16 protein-coding genes, 1 tRNA gene and 1 pseudogene are annotated in these 22406 nt (G+C 63.1%); 11 read left to right on the top strand and 7 right to left on the bottom strand.

The window, feature by feature from the left end; all coding sequences use genetic code 11:
* Window positions 1-29 precede the first annotated feature (29 nt).
* Window positions 30-836 (top strand): hypothetical protein, encoded by an 807-nt coding sequence (locus OVA24_RS03765; protein WP_267673644.1) that lies wholly within the window; start codon window positions 30-32, stop codon window positions 834-836.
* A 72-nt stretch (window positions 837-908) separates the two neighbouring features.
* Here the strand turns inward: OVA24_RS03765 and OVA24_RS03760 are convergent, their stop codons facing one another.
* Window positions 909-3824 (bottom strand): type 1 glutamine amidotransferase family protein, encoded by a 2916-nt coding sequence (locus OVA24_RS03760; protein WP_267673643.1) that lies wholly within the window; start codon window positions 3822-3824, stop codon window positions 909-911.
* A gap of 67 nt (window positions 3825-3891) precedes the next feature.
* Window positions 3892-4911, bottom strand: a complete 1020-nt coding sequence (gene galE / locus OVA24_RS03755) for a UDP-glucose 4-epimerase GalE (RefSeq protein WP_267673641.1) — start codon at window positions 4909-4911, stop codon at window positions 3892-3894.
* A gap of 137 nt (window positions 4912-5048) precedes the next feature.
* Here galE and queF point away from each other — a divergent pair, with 137 nt between their 5' ends.
* The 7 genes from queF (at window position 5049) to OVA24_RS03720 (ending at window position 13935) form a co-directional block, all read left to right on the top strand.
* Entirely contained in the window at window positions 5049-5471 is a 423-nt protein-coding gene (queF, locus tag OVA24_RS03750) for a preQ(1) synthase (protein ID WP_267673639.1), read from the top strand.
* Window positions 5468-6154, top strand: coding sequence for a 7-cyano-7-deazaguanine synthase QueC (queC, locus tag OVA24_RS03745; protein WP_267673637.1), 687 nt, complete (start codon window positions 5468-5470; stop codon window positions 6152-6154). The genes queF and queC overlap by 4 nt, the downstream gene beginning before the upstream one ends.
* Before the next feature lie 334 nt (window positions 6155-6488).
* Window positions 6489-7949: a sulfatase gene (locus OVA24_RS03740; protein WP_267673635.1), complete on the top strand. Its 1461-nt coding sequence runs from the start codon at window positions 6489-6491 to the stop codon at window positions 7947-7949.
* Window positions 7946-9679, top strand: coding sequence for a sulfatase-like hydrolase/transferase (locus OVA24_RS03735; RefSeq protein WP_267673633.1), 1734 nt, complete (start codon window positions 7946-7948; stop codon window positions 9677-9679). Before OVA24_RS03740 ends, OVA24_RS03735 begins: the two co-directional genes overlap by 4 nt.
* 28 nt (window positions 9680-9707) lie before the next feature.
* On the top strand, window positions 9708-11777 hold the full coding sequence (locus OVA24_RS03730) for an arylsulfatase (protein WP_267673631.1): 2070 nt from the start codon (window positions 9708-9710) through the stop codon (window positions 11775-11777).
* An 8-nt stretch (window positions 11778-11785) separates the two neighbouring features.
* Complete coding sequence (locus tag OVA24_RS03725) at window positions 11786-13210, top strand: sulfatase family protein (RefSeq protein WP_267673629.1); 1425 nt, start codon at window positions 11786-11788, stop codon at window positions 13208-13210.
* Window positions 13211-13302: 92 nt separating this feature from the next.
* A complete protein-coding gene (locus tag OVA24_RS03720) occupies window positions 13303-13935 on the top strand; it encodes a response regulator (RefSeq protein ID WP_267673628.1) in 633 nt (210 codons plus the stop codon).
* 9 nt (window positions 13936-13944) lie between these two features.
* Here the strand turns inward: OVA24_RS03720 and OVA24_RS03715 are convergent, their stop codons facing one another.
* The 3 genes and pseudogenes from OVA24_RS03715 to OVA24_RS03705 form a co-directional block, all read right to left on the bottom strand.
* A complete protein-coding gene (locus OVA24_RS03715; RefSeq protein WP_267673626.1) occupies window positions 13945-15930 on the bottom strand; it encodes a sensor histidine kinase in 1986 nt (661 codons plus the stop codon).
* 109 nt (window positions 15931-16039) lie between these two features.
* Window positions 16040-17458 (bottom strand): sulfatase, encoded by a 1419-nt coding sequence (locus OVA24_RS03710; RefSeq protein WP_267673624.1) that lies wholly within the window; start codon window positions 17456-17458, stop codon window positions 16040-16042.
* Window positions 17459-17590: 132 nt separating this feature from the next.
* Window positions 17591-19678 (bottom strand): annotated as a pseudogene (locus OVA24_RS03705) (FAD-dependent oxidoreductase).
* A gap of 277 nt (window positions 19679-19955) precedes the next feature.
* Here OVA24_RS03705 and OVA24_RS03700 point away from each other — a divergent pair.
* Window positions 19956-20768 (top strand): PEP-CTERM sorting domain-containing protein, encoded by an 813-nt coding sequence (locus OVA24_RS03700; protein WP_267673621.1) that lies wholly within the window; start codon window positions 19956-19958, stop codon window positions 20766-20768.
* Between the two features lie 20 nt (window positions 20769-20788).
* Here OVA24_RS03700 and OVA24_RS03695 read toward each other — a convergent pair.
* Window positions 20789-20864 (bottom strand) — tRNA-Ala (locus OVA24_RS03695).
* 176 nt (window positions 20865-21040) lie between these two features.
* On the opposite strand from OVA24_RS03695, the gene OVA24_RS03690 reads away from it, so the two are divergent.
* Both OVA24_RS03690 and tsaE read left to right on the top strand, forming a co-directional pair.
* Complete coding sequence (locus tag OVA24_RS03690) at window positions 21041-21745, top strand: type II secretion system protein (protein WP_267673619.1); 705 nt, start codon at window positions 21041-21043, stop codon at window positions 21743-21745.
* 14 nt (window positions 21746-21759) lie between these two features.
* Window positions 21760-22173, top strand: coding sequence for a tRNA (adenosine(37)-N6)-threonylcarbamoyltransferase complex ATPase subunit type 1 TsaE (gene tsaE / locus OVA24_RS03685; RefSeq protein ID WP_267673616.1), 414 nt, complete (start codon window positions 21760-21762; stop codon window positions 22171-22173).
* Here the strand turns inward: tsaE and OVA24_RS03680 are convergent.
* A complete protein-coding gene (locus tag OVA24_RS03680; RefSeq protein WP_267673615.1) occupies window positions 22163-22315 on the bottom strand; it encodes a hypothetical protein in 153 nt (50 codons plus the stop codon). The two genes, tsaE and OVA24_RS03680, sit on opposite strands and share 11 nt — an antisense overlap.
* Window positions 22316-22406: the final 91 nt, after the last annotated feature.

Below are 22406 nucleotides of genomic sequence, written 5' to 3'. Positions count from 1 at the left end.
GCAACCTTTCCCGCAACCATGGAAGTCCGATGACGTGGCCGGATTTCACTTTGAAAAACCTGTCTCGGGTGCTAGCCTTTCCGCATGGCACCGAAGAATCAGCCGTGGGTTTCGGCGGAGGGAATGCTGGAGCAAACCCGCCGCAACCGCCAGCGCTCGGCGACGCTCGAATCACGGAGTGGGCCCGTGCTGCCGGAAGATGCATTGACCAAAGCGCCTTCGCCGAAAAGCTTGCGGGTCGCCAGGTCGAAGACGAACTGAGCGCCATTTTCCGCGAGACGCCGGAGTTCGGCAGATCCCTGGCGATGCGGCTGGCGGACTTCCACGAGCTGGAGTCAGACGGGCCGCTCTCATTGATCGGTGGTGGTGGCGAAGCGGTCGTGTTTGGCGACCCGGAAAACCAGCGGGTGATCAAGCTGCTCAGCTCTGCGGGGAAAGCCGGATTCGGCTGGAAAATTGATCGCGATGCCGACCGTCGCTGGATGCTGCGGCCCGGCAGACTGGCCGAATCTCTGTTCCGCTTCTGGCTGGCGGAGCGTCATTTCCCGACCGGCCTCGAATTGGAATTCATCGGTGGGAACGGCGACTTCCTGGTGCTTTCGCAGCCCTTCTTCCTTGGTGAAAACCCGGACAACGGAGCCTTGTCCGAATGGATGGCCGCTGAAGGCTGGGAGCGCTTTTCCCCACCATCGCAACTGGTGATGCTACAGACCCAAACCTGGAGGAAAGACTCCGCCATCGCCACGGATGTCCGGCCCGAAAATGCCATACTGGCTTCGTCCGATGGCCGGACCTACCCGTTCGATTTCATTCTCCACGACGGGGATTTTTCCTGAACGCGGTCTCACCGGGCGGCCTGGCCGCTGTATCAGCCTTTCCGCGGATCCCGATTCCTCCTCATACGGGATTCATTCGAACCACAGCATCAGGAAGTCGTTGTTTCCGAGGGGCATCTTCACCTCCACCCTTTCACCCTGGTGGAAGGACAGCTTGCCGTGGACGGCGGATTCCACCGCCTTGACCTTCTCCGGGGAAACAATGCCCAGGGTGAGTTCCGGGATGGGTTCCAGCGTGTAGTTTGACAGCGGGACCACCACACCCCGCTCCCCCGGCATGAAGACGGCATCGACCAGCGCATGCGAACACTCGACGGGGCACCGCACCGATGCCGCCGGACGCACGATCAGCTCACGCAGGGCGGGCGGAAATTCCCACGGGTTGTAGCTGCGCTCCGTGAGCGGATGCCCGGCTTTCTCCGCTTCCTTGCGGCAATCCAGTGCGGTCTTGATGTAGCTGAGCGCGGGCAGGAATCCGCAGACGGTGACACGGCCTCCGCTGACCATCGCCGGAGTGCCGTCCTGGAACGTGGCGGAAATTTCCGCTCCCGCCTTCGCCGAAAGCGATTGCTTCACGCAAAGCACTTCAGCCTGCCCGCCGCCCCAGCGGACGGTATCGGTCGGGCGGAGAGTATCAAGATAGCGGCCCGAGCTCCGGAACACCTGCGTCTCTGACGGTTCACCGCGTACTGCGGGCAGCACTTCCTCCAGAATGTCCATGGGCCGGTTGAATTCGTCCCGGGAGGCCGCTCCCGCGGAAAGGAAAAGGGCGCCGCCCGCGCGGACCCATTCTTTCAACCGGATGGCGGCGGCACGGGTGAGATTCGGCCCGGCCAGATAGCACACCTTGTAGCCATCCAACATCCCGCGTTCGATCTGGCGTTCCTCCAGGACATCGACGGGCACCTGCGCGTGGGTCAGGGCCATCCAGGTGTGCATCCGCTCGAAACCATGCGCGGAGCTTTCCCCGGCGGACCATACATCGCTGGAACTGCCGTAAAGCAGGGCCACCTCGGCGGGGGCGGGCATCGCCGGCAGCAGCAGATCCTCCACCGCCCCGATCTCCCGCGAAAGGGCCGCGTAGGCAGTCCAGGTATCCGGCTGGGCTTGCCACAGATGGCTCCGGAACCACGGCCCGCCTTCGTGGGATCCCCACAGCGGACCATAACAGAAGTTATTGAGGATCTTCACCCCTCTCGCGACACCGCCCGTGCCCTTCAACTTCACATCCCATGGCTTCCGGCGCGAGTGCGCGATGAGGTGATGCGCTATCTTCTGCCCCCGCTCGCGCGCCGCCGCCCGCATGAGATCCACGTTGAACATCGCGCATTGGTAGGATGACGCGCCGTTCGCCCAGTCCTCGCCCCAGATGGCGTTCTGGTCGTCGGAGTCCAGCATTTCAAAATAGTTCACTCCTTGCAGGCAGAAGTTCGCGCCATAGATCGCGCCGTCGCTGAGATTCGCCAGAACGGGAAAATCCGCACCATACGCCTCCTTCGCGATCTTTCCCTGGACGGCCATGAAGTCCGCCAGCGCCCGGGTGCGGAAGAGCTGCGAATAATAATAGAGCGCGGGAAATTCATCCCGCCGCTCCGGGAGTATGATGTTCACCTTCTCCCAGTCCGTGACGAGCAGATCCGCCGGTGACAGGCCTTTCCCCCGCAGCCATGCGCGGAAGGCCTCCGTGTAGGACGGCAGGGTGGCGGCGAGTTCCAGAGGCTGCCCGGTGGGTTCATCCATCAGTTCGCAGAACAGGATGTCCGCGGCATTCTTTCCTTTCTCCTTGAACGTGGCGGCGGCCTTCCGGAACTCGGTCCGTATTTTGTCGAGATCCGGAGAGCAATAGGAGCGGTCCTTGTAGAACCAAGCCCCCCGGATGTGGGTGTGCGGGCCGTTGAAGCCGAAGTAGTCCAGAGTCTTCAACTCCCGCTCCCGCACCCGCCGGTCCGGCCCGCCGATGCCATACGGCTCCATGGGAGCGGTGACCAAGAGGGGGAATTTCACAGCCTTCCGCCCGTGTTGCGGCCAAGGATGGCGGTCGGCTTTTTCTCCGATCCCGATCGCCAGGTCGATGTCCCGTTTCAGCAGAGTGCGATTTTCCTCCGTCTCCAGGTTGGGCGGCACGTAGATGCCCATGGAGCCGGGAGCGTTGTCGATCTCGTAGCGGCGGACCACCGCCGATTCCTCCGGGGAGGTCGCGAACTCAATGGTGGCCTTCAAGTGGGGCGCCGTGTCCGTGTAGCCGTGCCGGGAGGTGAAATACAGCATCGCACCGCTGTCCTGGTAGATGGTTGGGGTGATGTTGCACCATGGAGTGGCCTGCCCGGAGACCAGCATGCTCTCCTTTTTCACGCTGGTGGCGGCTACCGCGCCGTCCTTTCCCAACGACCAATGGGCATACCAGGGGGCGCGATAGTGGTCCGCGAAGATGTGGATATAGGCGGGCTTGTCATATCCCTCCCCCAGGGTCACACGGACGTAGGTCTGCGCACCGTAGTGAAGATGGTTCGGCTTCGCGGCGGGGTCCATCGTCAGCAGCACGCAGTCGATGAGCCGCATCGACGGGGCACCATCCTTGGACGGATGCCTGACCAGCTTCAGCGTCACGTCGCCTTCGGGCAGATCCACGGCGAAGGATTTCCACCCCAGTTCGTCCTTGGGCGTGGAGGAATCATGGCTTTCGTCAAACACCTCGCCGCCAATCACCCTGCCAGCCGCCGACAGGTCCAGCCGGAACGGTGCCCGGCGGTCCGCCCGGGAAAGGTAGCGGACCCACACATGGTAGCGACCGGCATCTTTGACCGGCACCGTGGCCACCGCTTCCGGCGCGCCGGGGTTTCCTCCCAGCATCTTCAGACCGGACGCGGACTTCGCCAGCGGTCCCTCCACGATCCGCCAGCCTTTGAATGTCTCCGCCTCGATGAAGTACTCCCCCGCCCTTGCGGGGACCACGAGAAACAGGAGCAGGAAAAAGAGGACTCCTTTCATTACCATCGCTACGGGCCCCGCCTCCCCGCGCTTTTTCCCTATTCGCCCAAAAACCAACGTTTTCGCGTCAAGGCGCGGAGCCGGGGGTGTTCGCGTACCTGCCCTTCCGCGGTCCCGTCATCCATGCCCAGGCGGGACGGAGCATGTCGCGGACGTCCTTGTGGGCTGCGGTCCATCCCAGGACTCCGGCGGCCAGCGATGGGTCCGCCACCAAGCGGGGCGGGTCGCCCTCACGGCGGGGCCCATATTTCACCGGGACCTCGAGGCCCGTCACTTCCTGCGCCGCATCGATGATTTCCTTCACGGACACACCGACCCCCGTTCCCAGATTGCACTGCAGGGAGGCCCCTCCGGACAGGAGATGGTCCACCGCCCGTCCGTGCGCGTCCGCCAGATCCTCCACATGGATGTAGTCCCGGATGCAGGTGCCGTCCGGTGTCTCATAGTCCGTGCCGAACACCTCCAGATGCGTGATCTCTCCGGTCAGGGCCATCAGCACGCGCGGAATGAGATGGGTTTCCGGATTGTGGTCCTCACCGATCAGGCCGTCGGCGGATGAGCCACTGGCGTTGAAGTAGCGCAGGCAGACGCTTTTCAGCCCCCATGCCGTGTCGCAGTCCTTCAGGATCCACTCCATCATCAGCTTGCTGCGGCCGTAGGGGTTGATCGGCTGCTGGCGGTTGCTTTCGGTGATGGGGATGGCATCCGGCACGCCGTAGGTGGCGCAGGTGGAGGAGAAAACGAAGGCCTTGCAGCCGCTGTCCCGCATCACTTCCAGAAGGGTCAGGGGCTCCGCTGTGTTGTTGCGGTAGTATTTCAGCGGATCCGTTACCGATTCCCCCACGTAGGTGAAGGCCGCGAAATGGATGACGGCACCAAACCGGTGCTTCTCGAAAAGAGCCTGAAGGAGAGCGCGGTCGCCCACCTCCCCTTCGACGAAGTCGACGGAAGGATCCACGATCGCATCGCGGTGGCCGTAAACCAAGCTGTCCAGAACAACGACCTTGCGGCCCAGCCGCGCGAGTTGCCTCACCGTATGGGATCCAATGTATCCCGCCCCGCCTGTTACAAGAATCGCTTCCGACATAAATCTTTTCGTTGGACCAACAAGGCCTCATCGCGCGCGGACCTGTCAAGCACCAGCCGGAAACCCGCTCCGTCCCTGTTTCGCCGGACCCCACAATTTCGGTGGACCCGGGTAGCGTGATCCCACAAATTCCGGGCATGGCAGAACGCAAGGATCTCGATGACCTTTCCCTGTTGGGGAAATCCGTGAGGCTACCCCAGTCCCCCGATGAGGCGGTGCTGGAGGTGTTCCCGAACCATCGTCCGGGGCGGAACTACTGGATCACGCTGAACTGTCCGGAGTTTTCCTCCCTCTGCCCCGTCACCGGTCAGCCGGACAGCGCGAAGATCCTGATCCGCTACGTCCCGGCCCAGACCTGCGTGGAGACGAAGAGCCTGAAATTCTACCTGGCTTCCTTCCGCAACCAGCCGTCCTTCAACGAGGAGATCGTCAACCGGATCCTGGATGACCTGGTGAAGGTGATGAACCCGGCGCAACTGATCGTGCGGGGGGAATTCGCGCCGCGGGGCGGTATCCAGCTCACGGCGGAAGCGACCTACCCTGACACGGCGGAACGATGAAGGTGTGCGTGCTGCTGAGCGGGGGCATGGACTCGGTGACGGCGTTTTACCACGCGCTGGCGCACCATGAGGTCATCGGCTGCCTTTCGTTCGACTACGGCTCGAAGCACAACCACCGGGAGATCCCCTTCGCGAAGCTCCATGCGGACCGGAACGGCGTGGCCCACCATGTGGTGCCACTGGGTTTCATGGATGATCTTTTCACGTCCGACCTGCTGCAGTCCGGCGGCGAGATCCCGGAAGGGCACTACGCGGAGGAAAACATGAAGAAGACCGTGGTCCCGTTCCGCAACGGGATCATGCTGGCCATCGCGGCGGGGTATGCGGAGAGCGTGGAGGCGGACGGCCTCGTCATCGCGGCGCATTCCGGGGACCACGCCATCTACCCGGACTGCCGGGAAAGTTTCATGCAGGGGATGGCCACCGCGATCCAGGAGGGCACTTACGCCCGGACGGAGCTGCTGCGCCCGTTCATCGACACGGACAAGACGGGCATCGCCCGGATCGGGCGGGACCTGGGGATCGACTTCGCGGAAACGTGGTCGTGCTACAAGGGACGGGAGATCCACTGCGGCGTATGCGGGACCTGCGTGGAGCGCCGCGAGGCGTTCCTGCTGGCGGGGATCGCCGATCCGACGATCTACGAAAGCACGCCGCCGCTTCCGGCTGGGCCGCAGACTTAGTCAGTCACGGCGCAAATTATACTAATATACTCAATTTAGTATGATTTGATTTGACCGATCGTGGTCCGGAAACCAAACTCTGCCCGGAAGGCGCAAGACCGCGATGGTCGCGTGCGTCCCGGTCAACGGAACACTCCGGACCCCATTACCGGCGGGAACTTTTCCCCCGCCTTGCGACACTCGGTGGAAGACCAGACTTCTGGATGAACCGGCACCCGACCGATTCCCCATGAAATCATCCCTGATTCCGAAATCCGCCCTTGTGACGGCAGATGTCACGAAACTTCCGCCCGCCGGCGAGGTTTCATCGGCCATCTTTTCCCGCCTTCCAACGATGACCCATCCACTGATCCGCCGTGTTTCCCTGCTGCCCGCTCTTTTCGCCCTGCTGGGCAACGGGGCGTTCGCCGAAGGGAAGAAGCCCAACATCGTGTTCATCCTCGCCGACGACCTCGGCTACACGGATGTATCCGCCTACGGCAGCAAGTACTATGAAACCCCGAACATCGACCGGCTGGCAAAGGAGGGGGTGAAGTTCACCAGCGGCTACACCGCCGGACCGAACTGCCAGCCCACCCGGGCGGCCCTGCTTTCCGGACAATATGGCCCGCGCACCGGTGTTTATACCGTGGGCAACATCGACCGCTTCAACTGGCAGAGCCGCCCGCTGCGGCCGGTGGACAATCTGGCCTCGCTGCCGCTGGAGAAGACGACCATCGCCCAGTCTCTCAAGAAAGCGGGCTATGCCACCGCCCTGTTCGGCAAATGGCACCTCGGCGAATCCGGAGAGGCCCATCCGTCGAAGCGCGGGTTTGACGAGGCTATCGTCGCGTCCGGAAAGCATTTCAATTTCAAGACCTCCCCGGAGACGGCCTACCCGAAGGGCACCTACCTCGCGGATTTCCTGACGGACAAGGCGGTGGATTTCATCGAGCGGCACAAGGACGGGCCGTTCTTCCTCTACCTGCCGCACTACGGCGTCCATAGTCCTCTCCAGGCCAAGCCGGAGCTGGTGGCGAAGTTCAAGGACAAGGCGGCGAGCGGCGGGCACAAGGATCCGGTCTATGCGGCGATGATCGCCAGCGTGGACGAAAGCGTGGGCCGCATCGCCGCGAAGCTGGACGAGCTGGGGCTTTCAGAGAACACCCTCATCGTCTTCACCAGTGACAACGGCGGCGTGGGCGGCTACCAGCGCGAAGGCATCCAGGCAAAGGACACCACGGACAACGCCCCGTTGCGCGGCGGGAAAGGCACCCTCCATGAAGGGGGCATCCGCGTTCCCTACGTCTTCCGCTGGAAGGGTGTGATCCCTGCGGGCTCAGTTTCGGAAACGCCCATCATCTCGGTCGATCTACATCCGTCGCTGCTGGAGCTTTCCGGCGCTCCGGCTCCGGAGAACCAGCCGCTCGACGGGGTGAGCTACGTCGCTTCCCTGAAAGACCCCTCTTCCACCCTGAAGCGCGACGCCCTTTTCTGGCACTTCCCCGGCTATCTCGGCTCCGGGAACGACACTTGGCGGACGAAGCCGGTGAGCGTCGTCCGGGAGGGGAACCTGAAGCTCGTCGAGAATCTGGAGGACCGCTCGCTTGAGCTTTATGACCTCTCCTCCGACCTCAGCGAGAAGAACAACCTGGCCACCGCGCAACCGGAGAAGGCCGCGTCCCTGCTGGCGAAGCTCAACGACTGGCGGAAAGACGTCGGCGCAAAGTTCCCGACCAAGAACGATCCGTCCGAACCCGCGAAGGCCGGCAAGAAGGGCAAAAAGAAAAAGAAGTCTGCGGCGGATGATGAATGAGCCGCTGCCACCGCCGTGACTTCAGCCCCGCCCGCCGGGTCGGTGACATGTTGAACCGCCACGATACCACCAAGATGAAAATACCCACCTCACTGCTGCTGCTGTTTTCCTCCGTACTCCCGCTTGCCGCGCAGGCGAAGAAGAACGTCCTTCTCATCGCCGTCGATGACCTGAAACCCCTCATCGGCGCGTATGGGGATCCCCACGCGAAGACGCCGAACATCGACCGTCTCGCCGCGCGTGGCATCCTCTTCGAGCACGCCTACACGAACCAAGCGGTCTGCGCCCCGTCCCGGAACTCGCTGCTCACCGGCATCACTCCGGGGACACTGGGCATCTATGATCTGGCGACGAATTTCCGCAAGGCGGCTCCGGATGCGATCACCCTGCCACAGCAGTTCATCAGGAACGGATACCGCGCGGAAGCGGTGGGGAAACTCTACCACTCCGGCCACGGCAATGGGGATGATGCGGCATCCTGGAGCGTCCCGCACGTAAAGCCGTCCGGAAAAACCTACGCGCTGGACACCAGCGGGCCACCGGAAGGCACACCCCGGCGGAAGAACGGCAAGGCCCCGCGTGGGGCGGCGGTGGAGTCCGCCGATGTGCCGGATGACACGTATGCCGACGGCCTCACCGCGAATGAAGTCATCAAGCGTCTGGAAGCCGCGAAGGAACGCCCGGACACCCCGTTCTTCATCGGCGCCGGCTTCATCCGTCCGCACCTGCCATTCGTCGCGCCCAAAAAATACTGGGATCTCTACACCCGCTCCGACCTGAAGGTGGCGGAATACCAGAAAGCTCCAGAGGGAGCGCCGGATGCCGCCATGCGGCCGAATGGCGAACTCTCCCAATACCGTGGCGCGGAGAACTCCGGGAACCTCTCGGAGGCCCAGCAACTGGAGCTCATCCATGGCTACTACGCCGCCACCAGCTACACCGACGCCCAGGTGGGCAAGCTGCTGGACGCGCTCGACCGTCTCGGGCTTTCGGAGAACACCATCGTTGTGCTCTGGGGCGACCACGGCTGGCACCTGGGCGACCATGGACTGTGGGCGAAGCACAGCAACTTCGAGCAGGCGACACGCATCCCCTTCATCATCTCGGCACCGGGTGTCACCGCACCGGGCGGCAAGACCAAGTCGCTCGTCCAGTCGATTGACCTGTATCCCACGCTGCTGGAGCTGACCGGATTGCCGCATCCAGGATCAAAGCCCGCGCTGGAAGGCAAAAGCCTGGTCCCCGTGCTGAAGGACCCCGCCGCTACGGTGAACGAGGTGGTCTATCAGGTCTATCCGCGCGGCCCGCTCATCGGACGCTCCCTGCGCACCGCGACCCACCGCCTGGTGGAGTGGAAAGCTCCCGGAGCCGCTCCGGAGACCGCGGAATGGGAACTCTACGACTACGGCACGGATCCGGCGGAGACCCGCAACCTCGTGAAGGATCAGCCGGAGACGGTGGCCGCACTGAAGCCGAAGCTGGCCGCACTGCCCGAGGCGAAGAAGCAGATCAAGGTCACCGAACTGGAGAAAGAGACCGCAACGAAGAAACCAGCCGCCGGCCGGGACCGGGCGAAACTTTTCGCCAACCGGGACAAGAACCATGACGGCATCCTGAGCCGCGAGGAGTTCCTGGCCAACCAGGAGGACCAGACGGAACGCTTCACCCGCTTTGACAAGAACAAGGATGGTTCGCTCTCCAGAGAGGAATTCATCTCCGCCGGAAAGTGAAAACCCGGCCCCGCACACACCATCCATCATGAGACCCACACGCCTTTTCCTGATCCTTTCCGCGCTCGCCCTGCCGCTTCATGCGGCGGAACCAACGAAGCCCAACATCGTCGTCTTCCTGGTGGATGACATGGGTTGGTCGGACCTCGGTTCGTATGGCAGCGAGCTGAAGACGCCGAACCTGGATGCGCTCGCGAAGAACGGCCTGCGTTTCACCCAGTTCTACAACGGCGCCCGCTGCTGCCCGACGCGCGCCTCCCTGCTGACCGGCCTCTACGCGCACCAGGCGGGGGTCGGCCACATGACGGAAGAGCGCAGGGATGAGAATGGCAACATCCGGCCCGGCTACTCCGGACGCCTGAACAACACCTGCGTCACCATCCCGGAAGTGCTGGGCCAGGCAGGCTACTTCACCGCCATGACCGGGAAATGGCACGTGGGCCAGAACCACGGTGTGAAGCCGGAGGAGCGCGGCTTCCACCGCACGCTCACCGCCGCGGCGGGCGGGTTCTTTTTCCCCGACTCAAAGAACACGAAAATCTTCTACAACGGGAAGGACGTCGGCCGTGACGGCGACCCACTGCCAAAGGATTGGTACGCCAGCGACCTGTGGCCGACCTTCGGCCTGAAGTTCATCGACGAGGCGCTCGCGGAGAAGAAGCCGTTCTTCCTCTACAATGCGTTCAACGCGCCGCACTTCCCGCTGCAGGCACCGGCGGAGGACATCGCCCGCTGGCGCGGCAAGTTCAAGGTGGGCTGGGACAAACTCCGCGAGGAACGCTACAAGCGGCAGATCGCCGAAGGGCTGATTGATCCCAAATGGCCGCTCTCCCCCCGCCCGGAGGAGGTGCCCGCCTGGGACAGTCTCTCCGCGGAGGACCAGGACCACTATGACCACCTGATGGCCATCTACGCCGCCGTGATGGAGCGCATGGACAAGGGCGTGGGCATCCTGGTGGATGGCCTGCGCGAGCGCGGCCAGCTCGACAACACGCTGATCCTCTTCCTCAGTGACAACGGCGGCAACGCGGAGGCGGGCATCCGCGGACGAGCCAATGGCAGGAACCTCGGTGATGCGGAGTCGGACGTTTTCATCGGCCAGACATGGGCCACGCTGAACAACACCCCGTTCGTCCGCTACAAGCACTACACGGATGAAGGCGGCATCTCCACCCCGCTCATCGCCCACTGGCCCGCCGTCATCAAGGACGCGCGGAAAGGCGCGCTGGAAAGCCAGCCCGGTCACCTGATCGACATCCTGGCCACCGCCGTCGACATCGCCGGCGCGGAGTATCCGGCGGAGTTCAAGGGCAACAAGATCACGCCGAAGGAAGGCGTCAGCCTGCTGCCCGCCTTCAAGGGCGAAAAGCTGGGCCGCACCCAGCCGATCTTCTGGGAACATGAAGGCAACCGCGCCATCCGCGAGGGCGACCTGAAGCTCGTCGCCCTGGAGAACCAGCCATGGCGGCTCTATGACCTGGCCGCGGACCGCAGCGAGCAGAACGACCTCGCTTCCTCGAAGCCGGACAGGGTGAAGGATCTGTCCGCCAAGTGGGATGCCTGGGCCGCCCGGGCGGATGTCCTGCCTCTTGGTGCTTGGCGCGGCCCCGGCGGAAAAGGCGGGAAAGGAAGCAACAAGCGGAACTTCGAACTGAAGGCGGGCGACCAGCTGGAGGGCAACCAGGCTCCGGACCTGGCGAAGCGCGCGATCACCCTGACCGCCACCATCGATGCGGAGGACGGGCAGGAAGGCATCATCCTCGCGCAGGGCGGGACGCTGCACGGCATCTCCCTTTCCATCCAGGAAGGGAAGCTGGTTTTCTTCATCCGCAGCGCCGGCCAGACCGCCACCGCGGAGATCCCCGGTCCGTTCGGGAAAGGCGTCGAGGTGAAAGCCGCGCTCGCCGCCGATGGCAAGGTCACTCTTTCCGCAGCCGGCAAGGAAGCGACCGCGGAGTTCAGCGGACTATTCCGCAGCAACCCGCGTGACGGACTGAGCGTGGGCACCGACAGCGGCGCACCGGTCGGACCTTACGAAACCGTCACCCCGTTCAAGGGAAACATCCGCGGAGTGCGCGTCAATCTCGGCAAGCAATAGCCTCACCGATGAAACTCCCGCTCCTTCTTCTCATCGCCTCATCCCTGTCCGCATTCGCGGAAGCGAAGAAGCCGAACTTCCTTTTCGTCCTCACCGATGACCAGCGGTGGGACGCCATCGCCGCCGTGCAGAAGGAGCAGGGAGAGAAGGCCCGTTTCCCTTGGCTGGAGACACCGGCGCTCGACCGTCTGAAATCACAGGGAGCCATCTTCCGGAACTCATTCGTCACGACCTCCCTCTGCTCCCCCGGCCGCGCCAGCCTGCTGACCGGACAGTATGCCCACACCCACGGCGTCTCCAACAACCACACGCCGCTGCCGGCTGACAGCGTCACCTACGCCTCCGTCCTCAAGGCGAACGGCTACCACACCGGCTATATCGGCAAGTGGCACATGGGCACGCAGCCGGAACGGCCGGGCTTTGACTTCTCCGCCAGCTTCCAGGGCCAGGGGAAATTCTTCGATTGCCCCGTCACCATCCGCAAGGACGGCGAAGTGAGGCAGGTCATCGAGCCTAAATGGGTCGATGACGCCTCCGCGGACCACGCCATCGGCTTCCTCCGGGAGAACAAGGACCGGCCTTTCCTGCTGACCGTAGGGTTCAAGTCCGTACACGGCCCGCGCGAACCTCATGCCGACCTCAAGGACAAGTATGCCGGGGAAAAAGCAAACCCCGTCCCCAACCTGAAGTCACCAGCCCCCTTCCGCCCGGAGGGCGTCAACGACACGCGCAACTCCGCCCCGGGGAATCCGAAGATGCTGGACTACTTCCGCACCCTCACCAGCGCGGACCGCAGCTTCGGCCGCATCCTCGATGAACTGGACGCGCTCGGCCTCGACAAGAACACCATCGTCATCTTCACCAGCGATAACGGCTACTACCTCGGCGAACACGGACTGGGCGACAAACGCTCCGCCTATGACGAGTCCCTGCGGGTACCCCTTCTGATCCGCTCCCCGTTCCACAAGATCACGGGCAGGGACATCACCCCGCATGTCCTCAACATCGATCTCGCGCCCACCATCGTGGATCTCGCGGGCATCGACCTGCCGGCGTCCTTCCAGGGCCGCAGCCTGCGCCCGCTGCTGGAGGACCAGCCGCCCACCGGCTGGCGCGAGTCCTTCCTCTACGAATACTTCTACGAACGGAACTTCCGCAACCCCACCGTCCTCGGCCTGCGCTCCACCAAGGGGAAGATCATCACCTACCCGGGGAACCCGCGGTGGAACCAACTCTTCGAGAACGAAAAGGATCCCTACGAGCTCACCAACCACTACGACAATCCGGAGAAGGCGGAACTCCGCCTGGAGCTGGAAGGCGAGCTGGAGAAACTGAAGCGGGAAACCGGCTTCAAGGTGCCGTCCACCGCGGATCCGGATGAGTTCGGCAAGGAAAAACCCACGCGCAAGCGCAAGCGCGATCCGGAACCCTGAGAACCCCGGAACGGCAGCGCCGGGAGATCGCCCGGCCACCGGCCTAAAAGTTTGCGGATTCCCCCGCCCCGGGTCACTTTCACAAAAACTCCGTGAACGATTCCCGTCCCGTCACCATCCTCATCGCCGATGATCACTTCGTCGTAAGGGAGGGCCTCAAAAGCCTGATCTCCCGCACGCCCGAACTGCGGGTCTGCGCGGAGGCATCAAACGGTGAGGAAGCCATCCGTGCCTTCCGTGAATCGCGCCCTGACGTCGCTTTGGTCGATCTGCGCATGCCGGCCAGCGACGGACTGGAAGCGATCCGCGGCATCCGCGCGGAATTTCCCGAAGCCCGCATCCTCGTCCTCAGCAGCCACGACGGGGATGAGGAGATCCACACCGCCCTCAACTCCGGTGCGATGGGCTATCTCCTCAAGCACAGCTCCGGCGACCAGATCCTGCCCGCCATCGCGGCGTTGATGGATGGCCGCCAATGGCTGAGCCCCGAGGCCGAGAAAAAACTCCAGGAACGCAACCGCACGGAAACCCTGACACCGCGGGAAAAGGAGCTGGTCCTGCTGCTGGCACAGGGGGAGGCGAACAAACAGATCGCCGGCATCCTCGGTGTGTCCGAGGAAACGGTGAAAACCCATGTCCGCAACATCCTCGGAAAACTCCAGGTGCGGGACCGCACGGAGGCCGTCACCGTTGCCCTGCGCCGCGGGATCATCCGACTGAAGTGACGCACCCGATCAGGGAAGAGGAACCTTCACGCGCACCAGCATCCCTTTTTCCCGGCCCGGAAGGATCTCCAGCGTCCCCTGGATCCGCCCGATCCTTTCCCTCATCCCGCGCAGGCCGAACCCTTCAACCAGTTCGCCTGGAGTTCCAACGCCATCGTCCTCGATCTCCAGCAGCAGCTCCGCTCCGACTGTTTCGATCCGGATCGTGATCTCCTCCGGCTTTCCATGCTTCACCGCGTTGGTCAGCGCTTCCTGGCCGATGCGGAGCAGATTGTCCTCCACCGATGAGGGTATCTTTGCAAGGAGAGCGGGACGGATCACGGAGACGCGTGTGGGCGTGCCCAGGACAAGGGACTTCGCCATCCTTTCGAGTGCGCGCGGGAGATCGTAGTGCTCCAGCGCCGCGGGCCGCAGGTCCCACACGAAGTTGCGGATCTCCACATGGCACTGCCTGACCAGGTCACGGATGGACGATACGCCCTCATGCGCCGCCGCAGGCATGTTCTTTTCCATCCCCAGCGAATGGACCTGCAGGTGGATGGCCGTCAACATCTGCTCCAGGGTGTCATGGAGGTCCCCTGCAAGTCGCCCGCGCTCCGCGGTGATGGCCTTTCTCTCCCTCACCTCCGCCAGCAGTTCCGCGTTCTTCCGCGCCGCGCCGTACGCCCACAAAGCCGTCACGGCGAGAATGAGGAGCGTCACGCAGAGGAGTATCAGCAGCCGCCGTTCATTGAATAAGCCCGGTCCCTGCACCACCTCCACTCCCTTCGGAGGAAACACCAGCACGGCGAAGCTTCCCGGCCGCCCTCCTTGGTCCGGTGAGATCTGGCACACCCCGGTCACCCGGAGAAGCGCACCGACTTCCGGGGAGAAACCCTCCGGAGCCGACGGGACCATCGCTTCGAAGACCGTTCCTCCGGCGTTCAGCACCAGGACCAGCGGCGCCCCGCCCTCGCCACCAGCCCCCGCCGGCCACGAGTTCATGAAGTCCACCAGCTTTCCGGTCACGGAGACGTAACGGTGGTTCGCCGCCGGATCCAACAGCTCCGACGCCTTCACTTCAGCAGGCATCACTTTCCCGAAAGGATCGGCTTCCGTGAGCACCGCATCGGAGAAAACCCGCACCCCGCCGTCGAACTCGGGGAATCCCACCGCGGAGATCCAGTCCCCGACGGCGAACCGCCCCGGATCATCCCCACGGACCACGATGCCTCCCGTGCCGTCGTTGATGTGCACCTCCCCTCCAAGCACGCCGATGACGCGCCCACGGACCATCACCCGGTCACCCCAGTTGTATCCTTTCCGGTAGCGGAACAGGTCGGAGATGGGGATGGGCTTCCCTCCGCTTCCCGCTTCACGTTTGCGGAAATACATGTGATCGAACGAGGGGACGAGGACCTCGAACGATCCAGGCATCGCCCCTGGACTGACCACTCCATTGGCGTAGGCATACCTGCCGATGAAATCCTCGGCATTCACCTGATCGGCATCCGCGACCACCACGGAAATGCGGACACCGTCGGAATCAAGGGTGAGCCGCAGGCGGCCATCCGCCATTTGCGCATGGCGGAGGTAGCCGCGCACATTCACCCGCAAACCGTTCTCCGCACCGGTCGCCATGCTGGCGGAGGACGCACGCCGCGTCTTCGGCAGACCCGGATGCCCGAGGATCTCGACGCCCGCCTGATGGATTTCCACCCCGTTGTCCGTCCACGCCAACCGGCCCCTGATCCGGACCGAATCCCCCACCGATGGCAGCTCCGTCCCAGGTGGCGGCTCCACCCGGATCCCCGCGCTCCGGTCCTGGATGTAGAAAAACCTCACCGGGGACGCATCCACCCAAACCACAACGCCCTCCGTCGCCACCGAAACGTCCGCCCGGTCCTCCGAGTACGGGATGGCCCTCACGTTGGGGATGTTGGTGACCTTCACCGCCTTCTGCGCACCGCAGAAGCCCGTGAGCGAAAGCATCACCACCACGAGTCGAAGGAGCATTACCGGTCTCATGAAAAGCAAGCGGCCCACCCCGCAAAGGATGGACCACCGTGAAACGGATGACGAGGATGATCTCCACATCCCGCCAGGGGAATCTCCCCGCAACAACTTACTTCAGCGCTTTCTCAGCCTTCGGTTTCTTTTCCTTCTTCGGCTTGTCGGCGTTGCCTGCCTTCTTCTTCGCCTCTTCCTTCTTCTTGTTCTCCTTCTTCGGCGGCCCTTCGGTCTCACGGGCGGGATCATACTGCGGGTTTTCCTTCATCATCTGCGCTCCGACTTCCCCGCGCCATTTCTTCAGATCCGCCAGAAGCTCCGCCGCCTTTTCCGGATTCTCCGCCGCCAGATCCTTTTCTTCCTTCGGGTCTGCCGCGATGTTGTAGAGTTCGGTTTTCCCCGTCTCGAACCACTCGATGAGCTTCCAATCACCGCTCAGGATCGAGCCGGAAGGCCTCGTCGCATGATAGTGCGGGTAGTGCCAGTAAAGGTTTCCGCGGTCGAGGGTCTCGCCCTTGGAAAAGGCTGCGGAGAGATCCTTGCCATCCAGTCCGGCGGGAACGGGCGCTCCGGCCAGCGTGGCGAAGGTGGGCAGGAAGTCGATGCTGCTCACCCGGGTTTCATTGGTCGTCCCCGGTTTCAGATGGCCAGGCCAGCGGGCGATGACCGGAACGCGGACCCCACCTTCATAAAGGCTGCCCTTGCCCATGCGGAGGGGCGCGTTGTTGGTGAAGTTCAGCTCGCCGCCGTTGTCCGAGGTGAAGACGACGATGGTGTTCTTCGCCAGGTCTTTCTTGTCGAGGAAATCGAGCATCTGGCCGATGCTGGTGTCCAGCGCCTCGATCATCGCCGCATAGCCGGCGTTCTTCTGTTTGAGATCCGGTTTCGCATCGACGATCTTCTGGTATTCATCACGCACCGCCGGGTCGAAGCGTACCGGACCATGCGGGGAATAGTGCGACATGCCGATGAAGAACGGCTTGCCGGGATTCTTCTCGATGAACTCCATCGCTTCCTTGTTGAGCGTGTAGACACCTTTCGGGTCGGTAGGCTCGTCCTTGGTGTTTTCCTTCCAGCTCTGGTTGCCCGCGTCGTAGCCGTGTTGCTGCGCGCCTTCACCGGCATGCCATTTGCCGAACCAGGCGGCCACGTAGCCCTGGGGCTTCACCACCTTGGCAAAGCTGCTCTCCGTGGTGGGCAGCCCCATCGTCCAGTCCGGCACCGACAGCTTCGCATACGGCTTCACATGACCGCGGAGGAAATCCGTCATGTGCAGGCGGGCGGGCGTCTTCCCGCTCTGCAACGCCGCCCTGGTGGGGGAGCAGACGTGCGCGGACGCGTAGCCCCGGGTGAAGGTCACGCCCTGTGCGGCGAGCTTGTCGAGGTTCGGCGTCCGGTAGAGGTCGGATCCGGTGCAGGCCAGATCGGCTGCACCGAGGTCATCGGTGAAGATGAACAGGATGTTGGGTTTCTCCGCGGCACAGAGGACCTGCGCGGCGAGAAAGATCGGGGCGAGGATCTTCAATAATCTCATGGTTTCGGTGAAGGGTTGCGGACGCGCCGGCGGACCGGCCACGAGCCCGCAGTTTATCCCACATCCAGGGGAAAGGAAACATCCCTCGTTGTAGGTAGAGGGTCCCAGCATGAAGGGGCCCTCCGGACATCCTCACTCCACTGCCAGCAACCGGACGGCATCCGCGACGACATGGCCGTCCGCGCCTTCATTGCTGACCACGACCGTGACGTCACCCGCCTTCTCGAGGGAAATCTCCGTCACGGGAGACCAGACATCGTCCACGGAAGGATTCGCGCGCTGGTTCACCCGGAACTCCGTTCCATCCACCTTCACCAGGGTGTTCTTCGACCGGTTTTTCTCAGGAACCGCGGAGATCTGGACGTGATATTTCCCCGGCTTGTCGGCCTTCAGGACGAAAGTCGCCTTCGATGCGCCGTCCTTCGCGCCACGGTCGTGGCGGTAGCCGGCATCGACACCACCGTCCGTTCCGCCTTTGGTCCAGGATCCTTCCAATTTCGCATCCTCGTCATCCATGATGATGCCCTTCATGTTCCTGGACGGTACGGACCCTCCGCTCGAGGCATGCTCGAGCACCTGCCCGTCAGCCAGCAGACGGGCGCGCAGCTTCGCGTAGTCCACCTTCTGCAGGGCGACGCCTTGCTCCAGCGCATGCATCACCGCCGTCGCCCCGCTCTGCCCGAGGATCATGAACACGGGCTCCATCCGGATGCTGCCGAACGCGATATGGGATGAACTCAGGGCGATGGGCACCACCAGGTTCGCGCACTCCCCTTCCTTCGGGACGATCGACCGGTAGCTGATGGGATACGGCTTCACCCGCGTCTGGACGTCCCCTTCGTTCTTCACGAAACCTTCCTTCGTCACGTAGCGCTGGGTGTTGTGGGAATCCATGTTGTAGGCCCCCATGCCCACCGAGTCCCTGGCCTCGACGACCTGCTGGCAGTGATCCTGTGTCATCACCACATCGGAAATCATCCGCCTGCCCTCACGGATGTAGAGTTGTTGCTGCCACCCTCCGCCATCGGTGAACTCATCCCGGGTCATCCCCCAGTTGGAAATCGCCTGCCGCGTCTCCTCCGGCACCCGCGGATGGTTCGCCAGCGCCCACATCAACCCCTGCTGGTAGAGCAGGTGCTTCGCGCGGATCTCCTTCCGGTCTTCGTAGGATCCCTGCGGCCAGCCATAGTTCTGGCCGATGAAGTCGGTGGAAACGCCGTTGCGGTTGTTGGTGTCCGTCTTCTTGTTCGGCATCGTGGAGTTGATCCACGGCAGCCCCTTGTAGCCGGCCTCGTAGTTGCGGAACAGCAGCTCATACCATTCCTCCTTGTAGCCTTCGGGCTTCGCGAACGGAATCCGGTTCGGCTCGTGGTTGGTCAGGCACATGCGGAAGCAGAACGCCTGGCTGCGGTGGTCGCTGGCGAACTCCTCCCCGGGACCTTCCGGGTCGATGCCGAAGAGCAAACCGCTCGTTGCATCCCCCGGCTTCACATAGGGGTCCACCTTGTCCACCATCTGGTGCCACCGTGAACGCACCGTCTGCACGCCGTTGAGCGTCTCGCCATGGATCGCCTTTCCTTCGCGGCCGATGGTGAAGGAAACACCGGCAGCCGCCATGAGGTCACCCTCATAGGTCGCGTCCATGAATGCCCTGCCCGCGAACTTCCTTCCGGACTCCATCATGATCGCCGTGATCCTGTTGCCCTCCTTGAGCACACCTTTGCCGACGGTGCCCGGCTTTGCGATCCAGTATCCGTCCCCACGGTTCACGGCCCTGCCTTCCCCGGTCCGGTCGAGGCGCTCATTGTGGACGATCTCCAGGCCGTGTTCCTTCACCCAGTTCCGGTAGATGCCCAGCGCCGCGCCCGGCTCGAAGCTCCATTGCGAATCCTCGTTCGCGTCGGTGATGGTCTGTCCGTCACCCTTGAAATTTCCCTTTGGTTGCGGCATCGCCGTCCACGCCTCCGGGCGGGATTACCACTTCTTCACATCCTTGTAGAAGTCCCGGGAAATACCGCCGATGACCTGCTTGTTGCCGATGTCCGTCTGGCCAAGTCCCCCGGTGGTCAAACCGCCGATCCGGTCGGTCGGCTCGATGATGACCACGGATCCACCCATCTTTTTGACCTGCACCGCCGCCGCGATCGCCGCGGAGGAGCCACCGTAGATCACCAGATCGTGCACCTTTTCCGCCACAAGCGCCGGCGCGCAGGCAAGCATCGTCATTTGAATTCCGAATAGAGCCTTCATTTGCTTCTGAGTTTCCGACCGCTCCCGCATCCCGAAGTACGACCGGATGACAAACTAACGTCCCCCCCACCCCGGCCTCATCCCCTTTTCGGGGGAGATCCCCGCTGCTGGAGGACCGCAACGGGCATCCCCCGAAATAGGTATGAATGACGCTCAAGGGGCCCGCTACACTTCCACGGGCTGTATTCTGGCAATGCAAGCCCCCATCGGAGCCCCCCGTCCGAAGAAATCCAACACCCATCCGCATATGATCATCCCATCCCGCCTTTATCCGCTCTCTCTTCTTGCAGGTGTCGCAACCATGATTCCCGCCAACGCGGCGACCCTTGTTTTCTCCGAGAGCTTCGATGGTGTGACCGCGCCCGCCGCTCCCACCACGGCCAACACCGGCTTCAGCGGGGTTCTCCCCGGCGATGGTTCGATCGGCTCCATCGTCTCCACCGTGGGAGACGGAAGTTCGGCGATATTCAACGGATCTTCCTCCAGCGGATCCGGCGCCTATGTGGTCAAGGGCGGGCTTGCAGCCATGAACGTCATGTCCATGGGCTTCACCGTGCGGATGGAAAGCACCGTCTCCGGCACCCTCGGGATCTTCGCGGGGAATGGAAATACCGTCGGCAACAATCCCACCAACACCGGACGCAACACCTCCCACATGCTCTGGGACATCAAGATCCACACGGACGGCAGCATCCGCTACCTGCCGACCGGATCCAACACCTGGACGACATTTTCGGATTTCACCGTCCAGGATGGCGTCAGCTACGAATTCCTCATCCAGGTCAACAACTCCGCCGCCGCCGTGGACGGCGTCGCCGCGAACTCCATGAGCATCTATGCGAACGGGAGCCTCATCGGCAGCGGCCTCTCCCTCCGTTCCGGCGTCTCCACCGTCAACGGCTTCCGCATCGGCGCGAGGGAGGCTGAGAATCCGGACGATCTCATCGCTGAGATCGACGACATCCGCGTCTGGGATGGCATCCAGCAGATCCCTGAGCCATCCACCACCGCGCTGCTTCTCGGTGGCACCGGCCTCCTCGCACGCCGCAGGCGCGGCTGAACCATTACCCTTGGAAGGGATGGTGGAGCATAGGAGATTCGAACTCCTGACCTCTTCATTGCGAACGAAGCGCTCTACCAACTGAGCTAATGCCCCGGAAATCCGGACGCGTTATGGCTGGCATGAGTGGAGCCCCGGCGCAAGGATTTTCCCCAAGGAGGCAGGAGGTTTCCCGGGGGATGGCGTGGGGCCGGCGGACGCAGGCGGACCATGCGACGGCAACTTTTTGTTTGCCCTGAAATCAACGCACCCCTAGGTTCCGGACGACTTTTATGATCAAAACCCATCGTCGCGGCTTCACGCTCATCGAACTTCTCGTGGTCATTTCCATCGTCGCCGTGCTGTCCACGCTGGCGGCGGTGATGGCCCCGAAAATCCTGAAAAAAAGTGCCCAGACAAAGACGGTCCAGTCCATGCAGCGGATGGCGTCTTCCCTGCGGCTCTACGCGAACGACCACGCGAACCGGATCCCGCCGCCAATGACCCCTGCCTCCGAAAACGAGGAGAAGGACGACATCTACTGGTTCACGTATCTCGAAGAGCAAACGTCCGGCAAGACCCTCGACGAGCTGTTGAAGGATGGCTACTGGAAGCAGACGAAAAGCAGCGACTTCGTGAACCCGACGATCCCGAAAAAGGATCTGAAGCATGACTCCGTGGGCTATGCCATGAACGGCGCGCTCGCCACCAACATCGCGCTGAACCGCGGTGAGGATCTCGACCCCGAACTGGCGCTGACCACCCCGGTCAACCTCCTGACCGTCCGCAATCCGGAGAGAACCCCGATCATCCGCCCGCACTGGACCTGGTCCTATAAGGGCGACAAGGCGGAAGCATCCGACAAGAAGCTCCTGCCCTACCTTGCCGGTGGAACCCTTCCGGTCCTGTACCTCGACGGCCACGTTGAAACGATGACGCCGGTGGCCTACACCACCAAGGGCCTGCACGAGGTCCCGAAGGTGGAGAAGGACAACTGATTCCCTCCCGCTCCATGTTCGGAAAGGCGAATTCCCCTGCCGGGATGGAACAGCTCGGCAGGGCAGCCGCCGGGGGCGCGGCCGCGGGAAAGGTCTTCGCCCTTACCGGCGGGCTGGGTGCCGGAAAGACCCATTGGACGAAGGGCTTCGCCGCCGCCCTGGAGGCAGGTGGCGAGGTCACCAGCCCCACCTTCTCACTGGTGCATGAGTATCCGGCGCGCCTCCCCATCTTCCACTTCGACTTCTACCGCCTGGACTCGGAGGACGAACTCATCGCACTGGGATGGGATGAGTATCTGGAAGCCGGTGGGGTGATCGTGGCCGAATGGGCGGACAAGTTCCCGGACCTGATCCCACCGGACGCGGTCTGGCTGGCATTTTCCGTCGATCCCGACGGCGGCAGGACGGTCGCCCCCGTCAACGGGTGACGGCACCACCCAGGTTGCTGACGCTGCGGGTGAGCGTGTTCCCCGTGCGGCTGACCGTCTTCGCCAACCCGTCCGCCATGCTGCATGACGGCAGCACGGCAACGCCTCCCAGGAGGGCGGCGAAAAGCAGGATGCGTTTCATGGCAGCACAATGCGGGACGCCCGCGTCGAGTCAAGCCGCGTCCTGAATGCGTTTGCCTCGGCCGCGAACCGGCGTCACCCTCCCGGACAAC

The organism is Luteolibacter sp. SL250, assembly GCF_026625605.1.
Taxonomy (GTDB): domain Bacteria; phylum Verrucomicrobiota; class Verrucomicrobiia; order Verrucomicrobiales; family Akkermansiaceae; genus Luteolibacter.
The sequence above is the reverse complement of the archived record's forward strand: the minus strand, read 5'-3'. Positions and strand labels throughout refer to the sequence as shown.

Coding starts and splice junctions, on each gene's coding strand:
- OVA24_RS03680 (WP_267673615.1), bottom strand. CDS start 22,315: ATGAAACGCATCCTGCTTTTCGCCGCCCTCCTGGGAGGCGTTGCCGTG.
- OVA24_RS03710 (WP_267673624.1), bottom strand. CDS start 17,458: ATGAGATTATTGAAGATCCTCGCCCCGATCTTTCTCGCCGCGCAGGTC.
- OVA24_RS03765 (WP_267673644.1), top strand. CDS start 30: ATGACGTGGCCGGATTTCACTTTGAAAAACCTGTCTCGGGTGCTAGCC.
- OVA24_RS03715 (WP_267673626.1), bottom strand. CDS start 15,930: ATGCTCCTTCGACTCGTGGTGGTGATGCTTTCGCTCACGGGCTTCTGC.
- OVA24_RS03735 (WP_267673633.1), top strand. CDS start 7,946: ATGAGCCGCTGCCACCGCCGTGACTTCAGCCCCGCCCGCCGGGTCGGT.
- OVA24_RS03760 (WP_267673643.1), bottom strand. CDS start 3,824: ATGAAAGGAGTCCTCTTTTTCCTGCTCCTGTTTCTCGTGGTCCCCGCA.
- queC (WP_267673637.1), top strand. CDS start 5,468: ATGAAGGTGTGCGTGCTGCTGAGCGGGGGCATGGACTCGGTGACGGCG.
- OVA24_RS03740 (WP_267673635.1), top strand. CDS start 6,489: ATGACCCATCCACTGATCCGCCGTGTTTCCCTGCTGCCCGCTCTTTTC.
- galE (WP_267673641.1), bottom strand. CDS start 4,911: ATGTCGGAAGCGATTCTTGTAACAGGCGGGGCGGGATACATTGGATCC.
- tsaE (WP_267673616.1), top strand. CDS start 21,760: ATGTTCGGAAAGGCGAATTCCCCTGCCGGGATGGAACAGCTCGGCAGG.
- OVA24_RS03690 (WP_267673619.1), top strand. CDS start 21,041: ATGATCAAAACCCATCGTCGCGGCTTCACGCTCATCGAACTTCTCGTG.
- OVA24_RS03730 (WP_267673631.1), top strand. CDS start 9,708: ATGAGACCCACACGCCTTTTCCTGATCCTTTCCGCGCTCGCCCTGCCG.
- queF (WP_267673639.1), top strand. CDS start 5,049: ATGGCAGAACGCAAGGATCTCGATGACCTTTCCCTGTTGGGGAAATCC.
- OVA24_RS03725 (WP_267673629.1), top strand. CDS start 11,786: ATGAAACTCCCGCTCCTTCTTCTCATCGCCTCATCCCTGTCCGCATTC.
- OVA24_RS03700 (WP_267673621.1), top strand. CDS start 19,956: ATGATCATCCCATCCCGCCTTTATCCGCTCTCTCTTCTTGCAGGTGTC.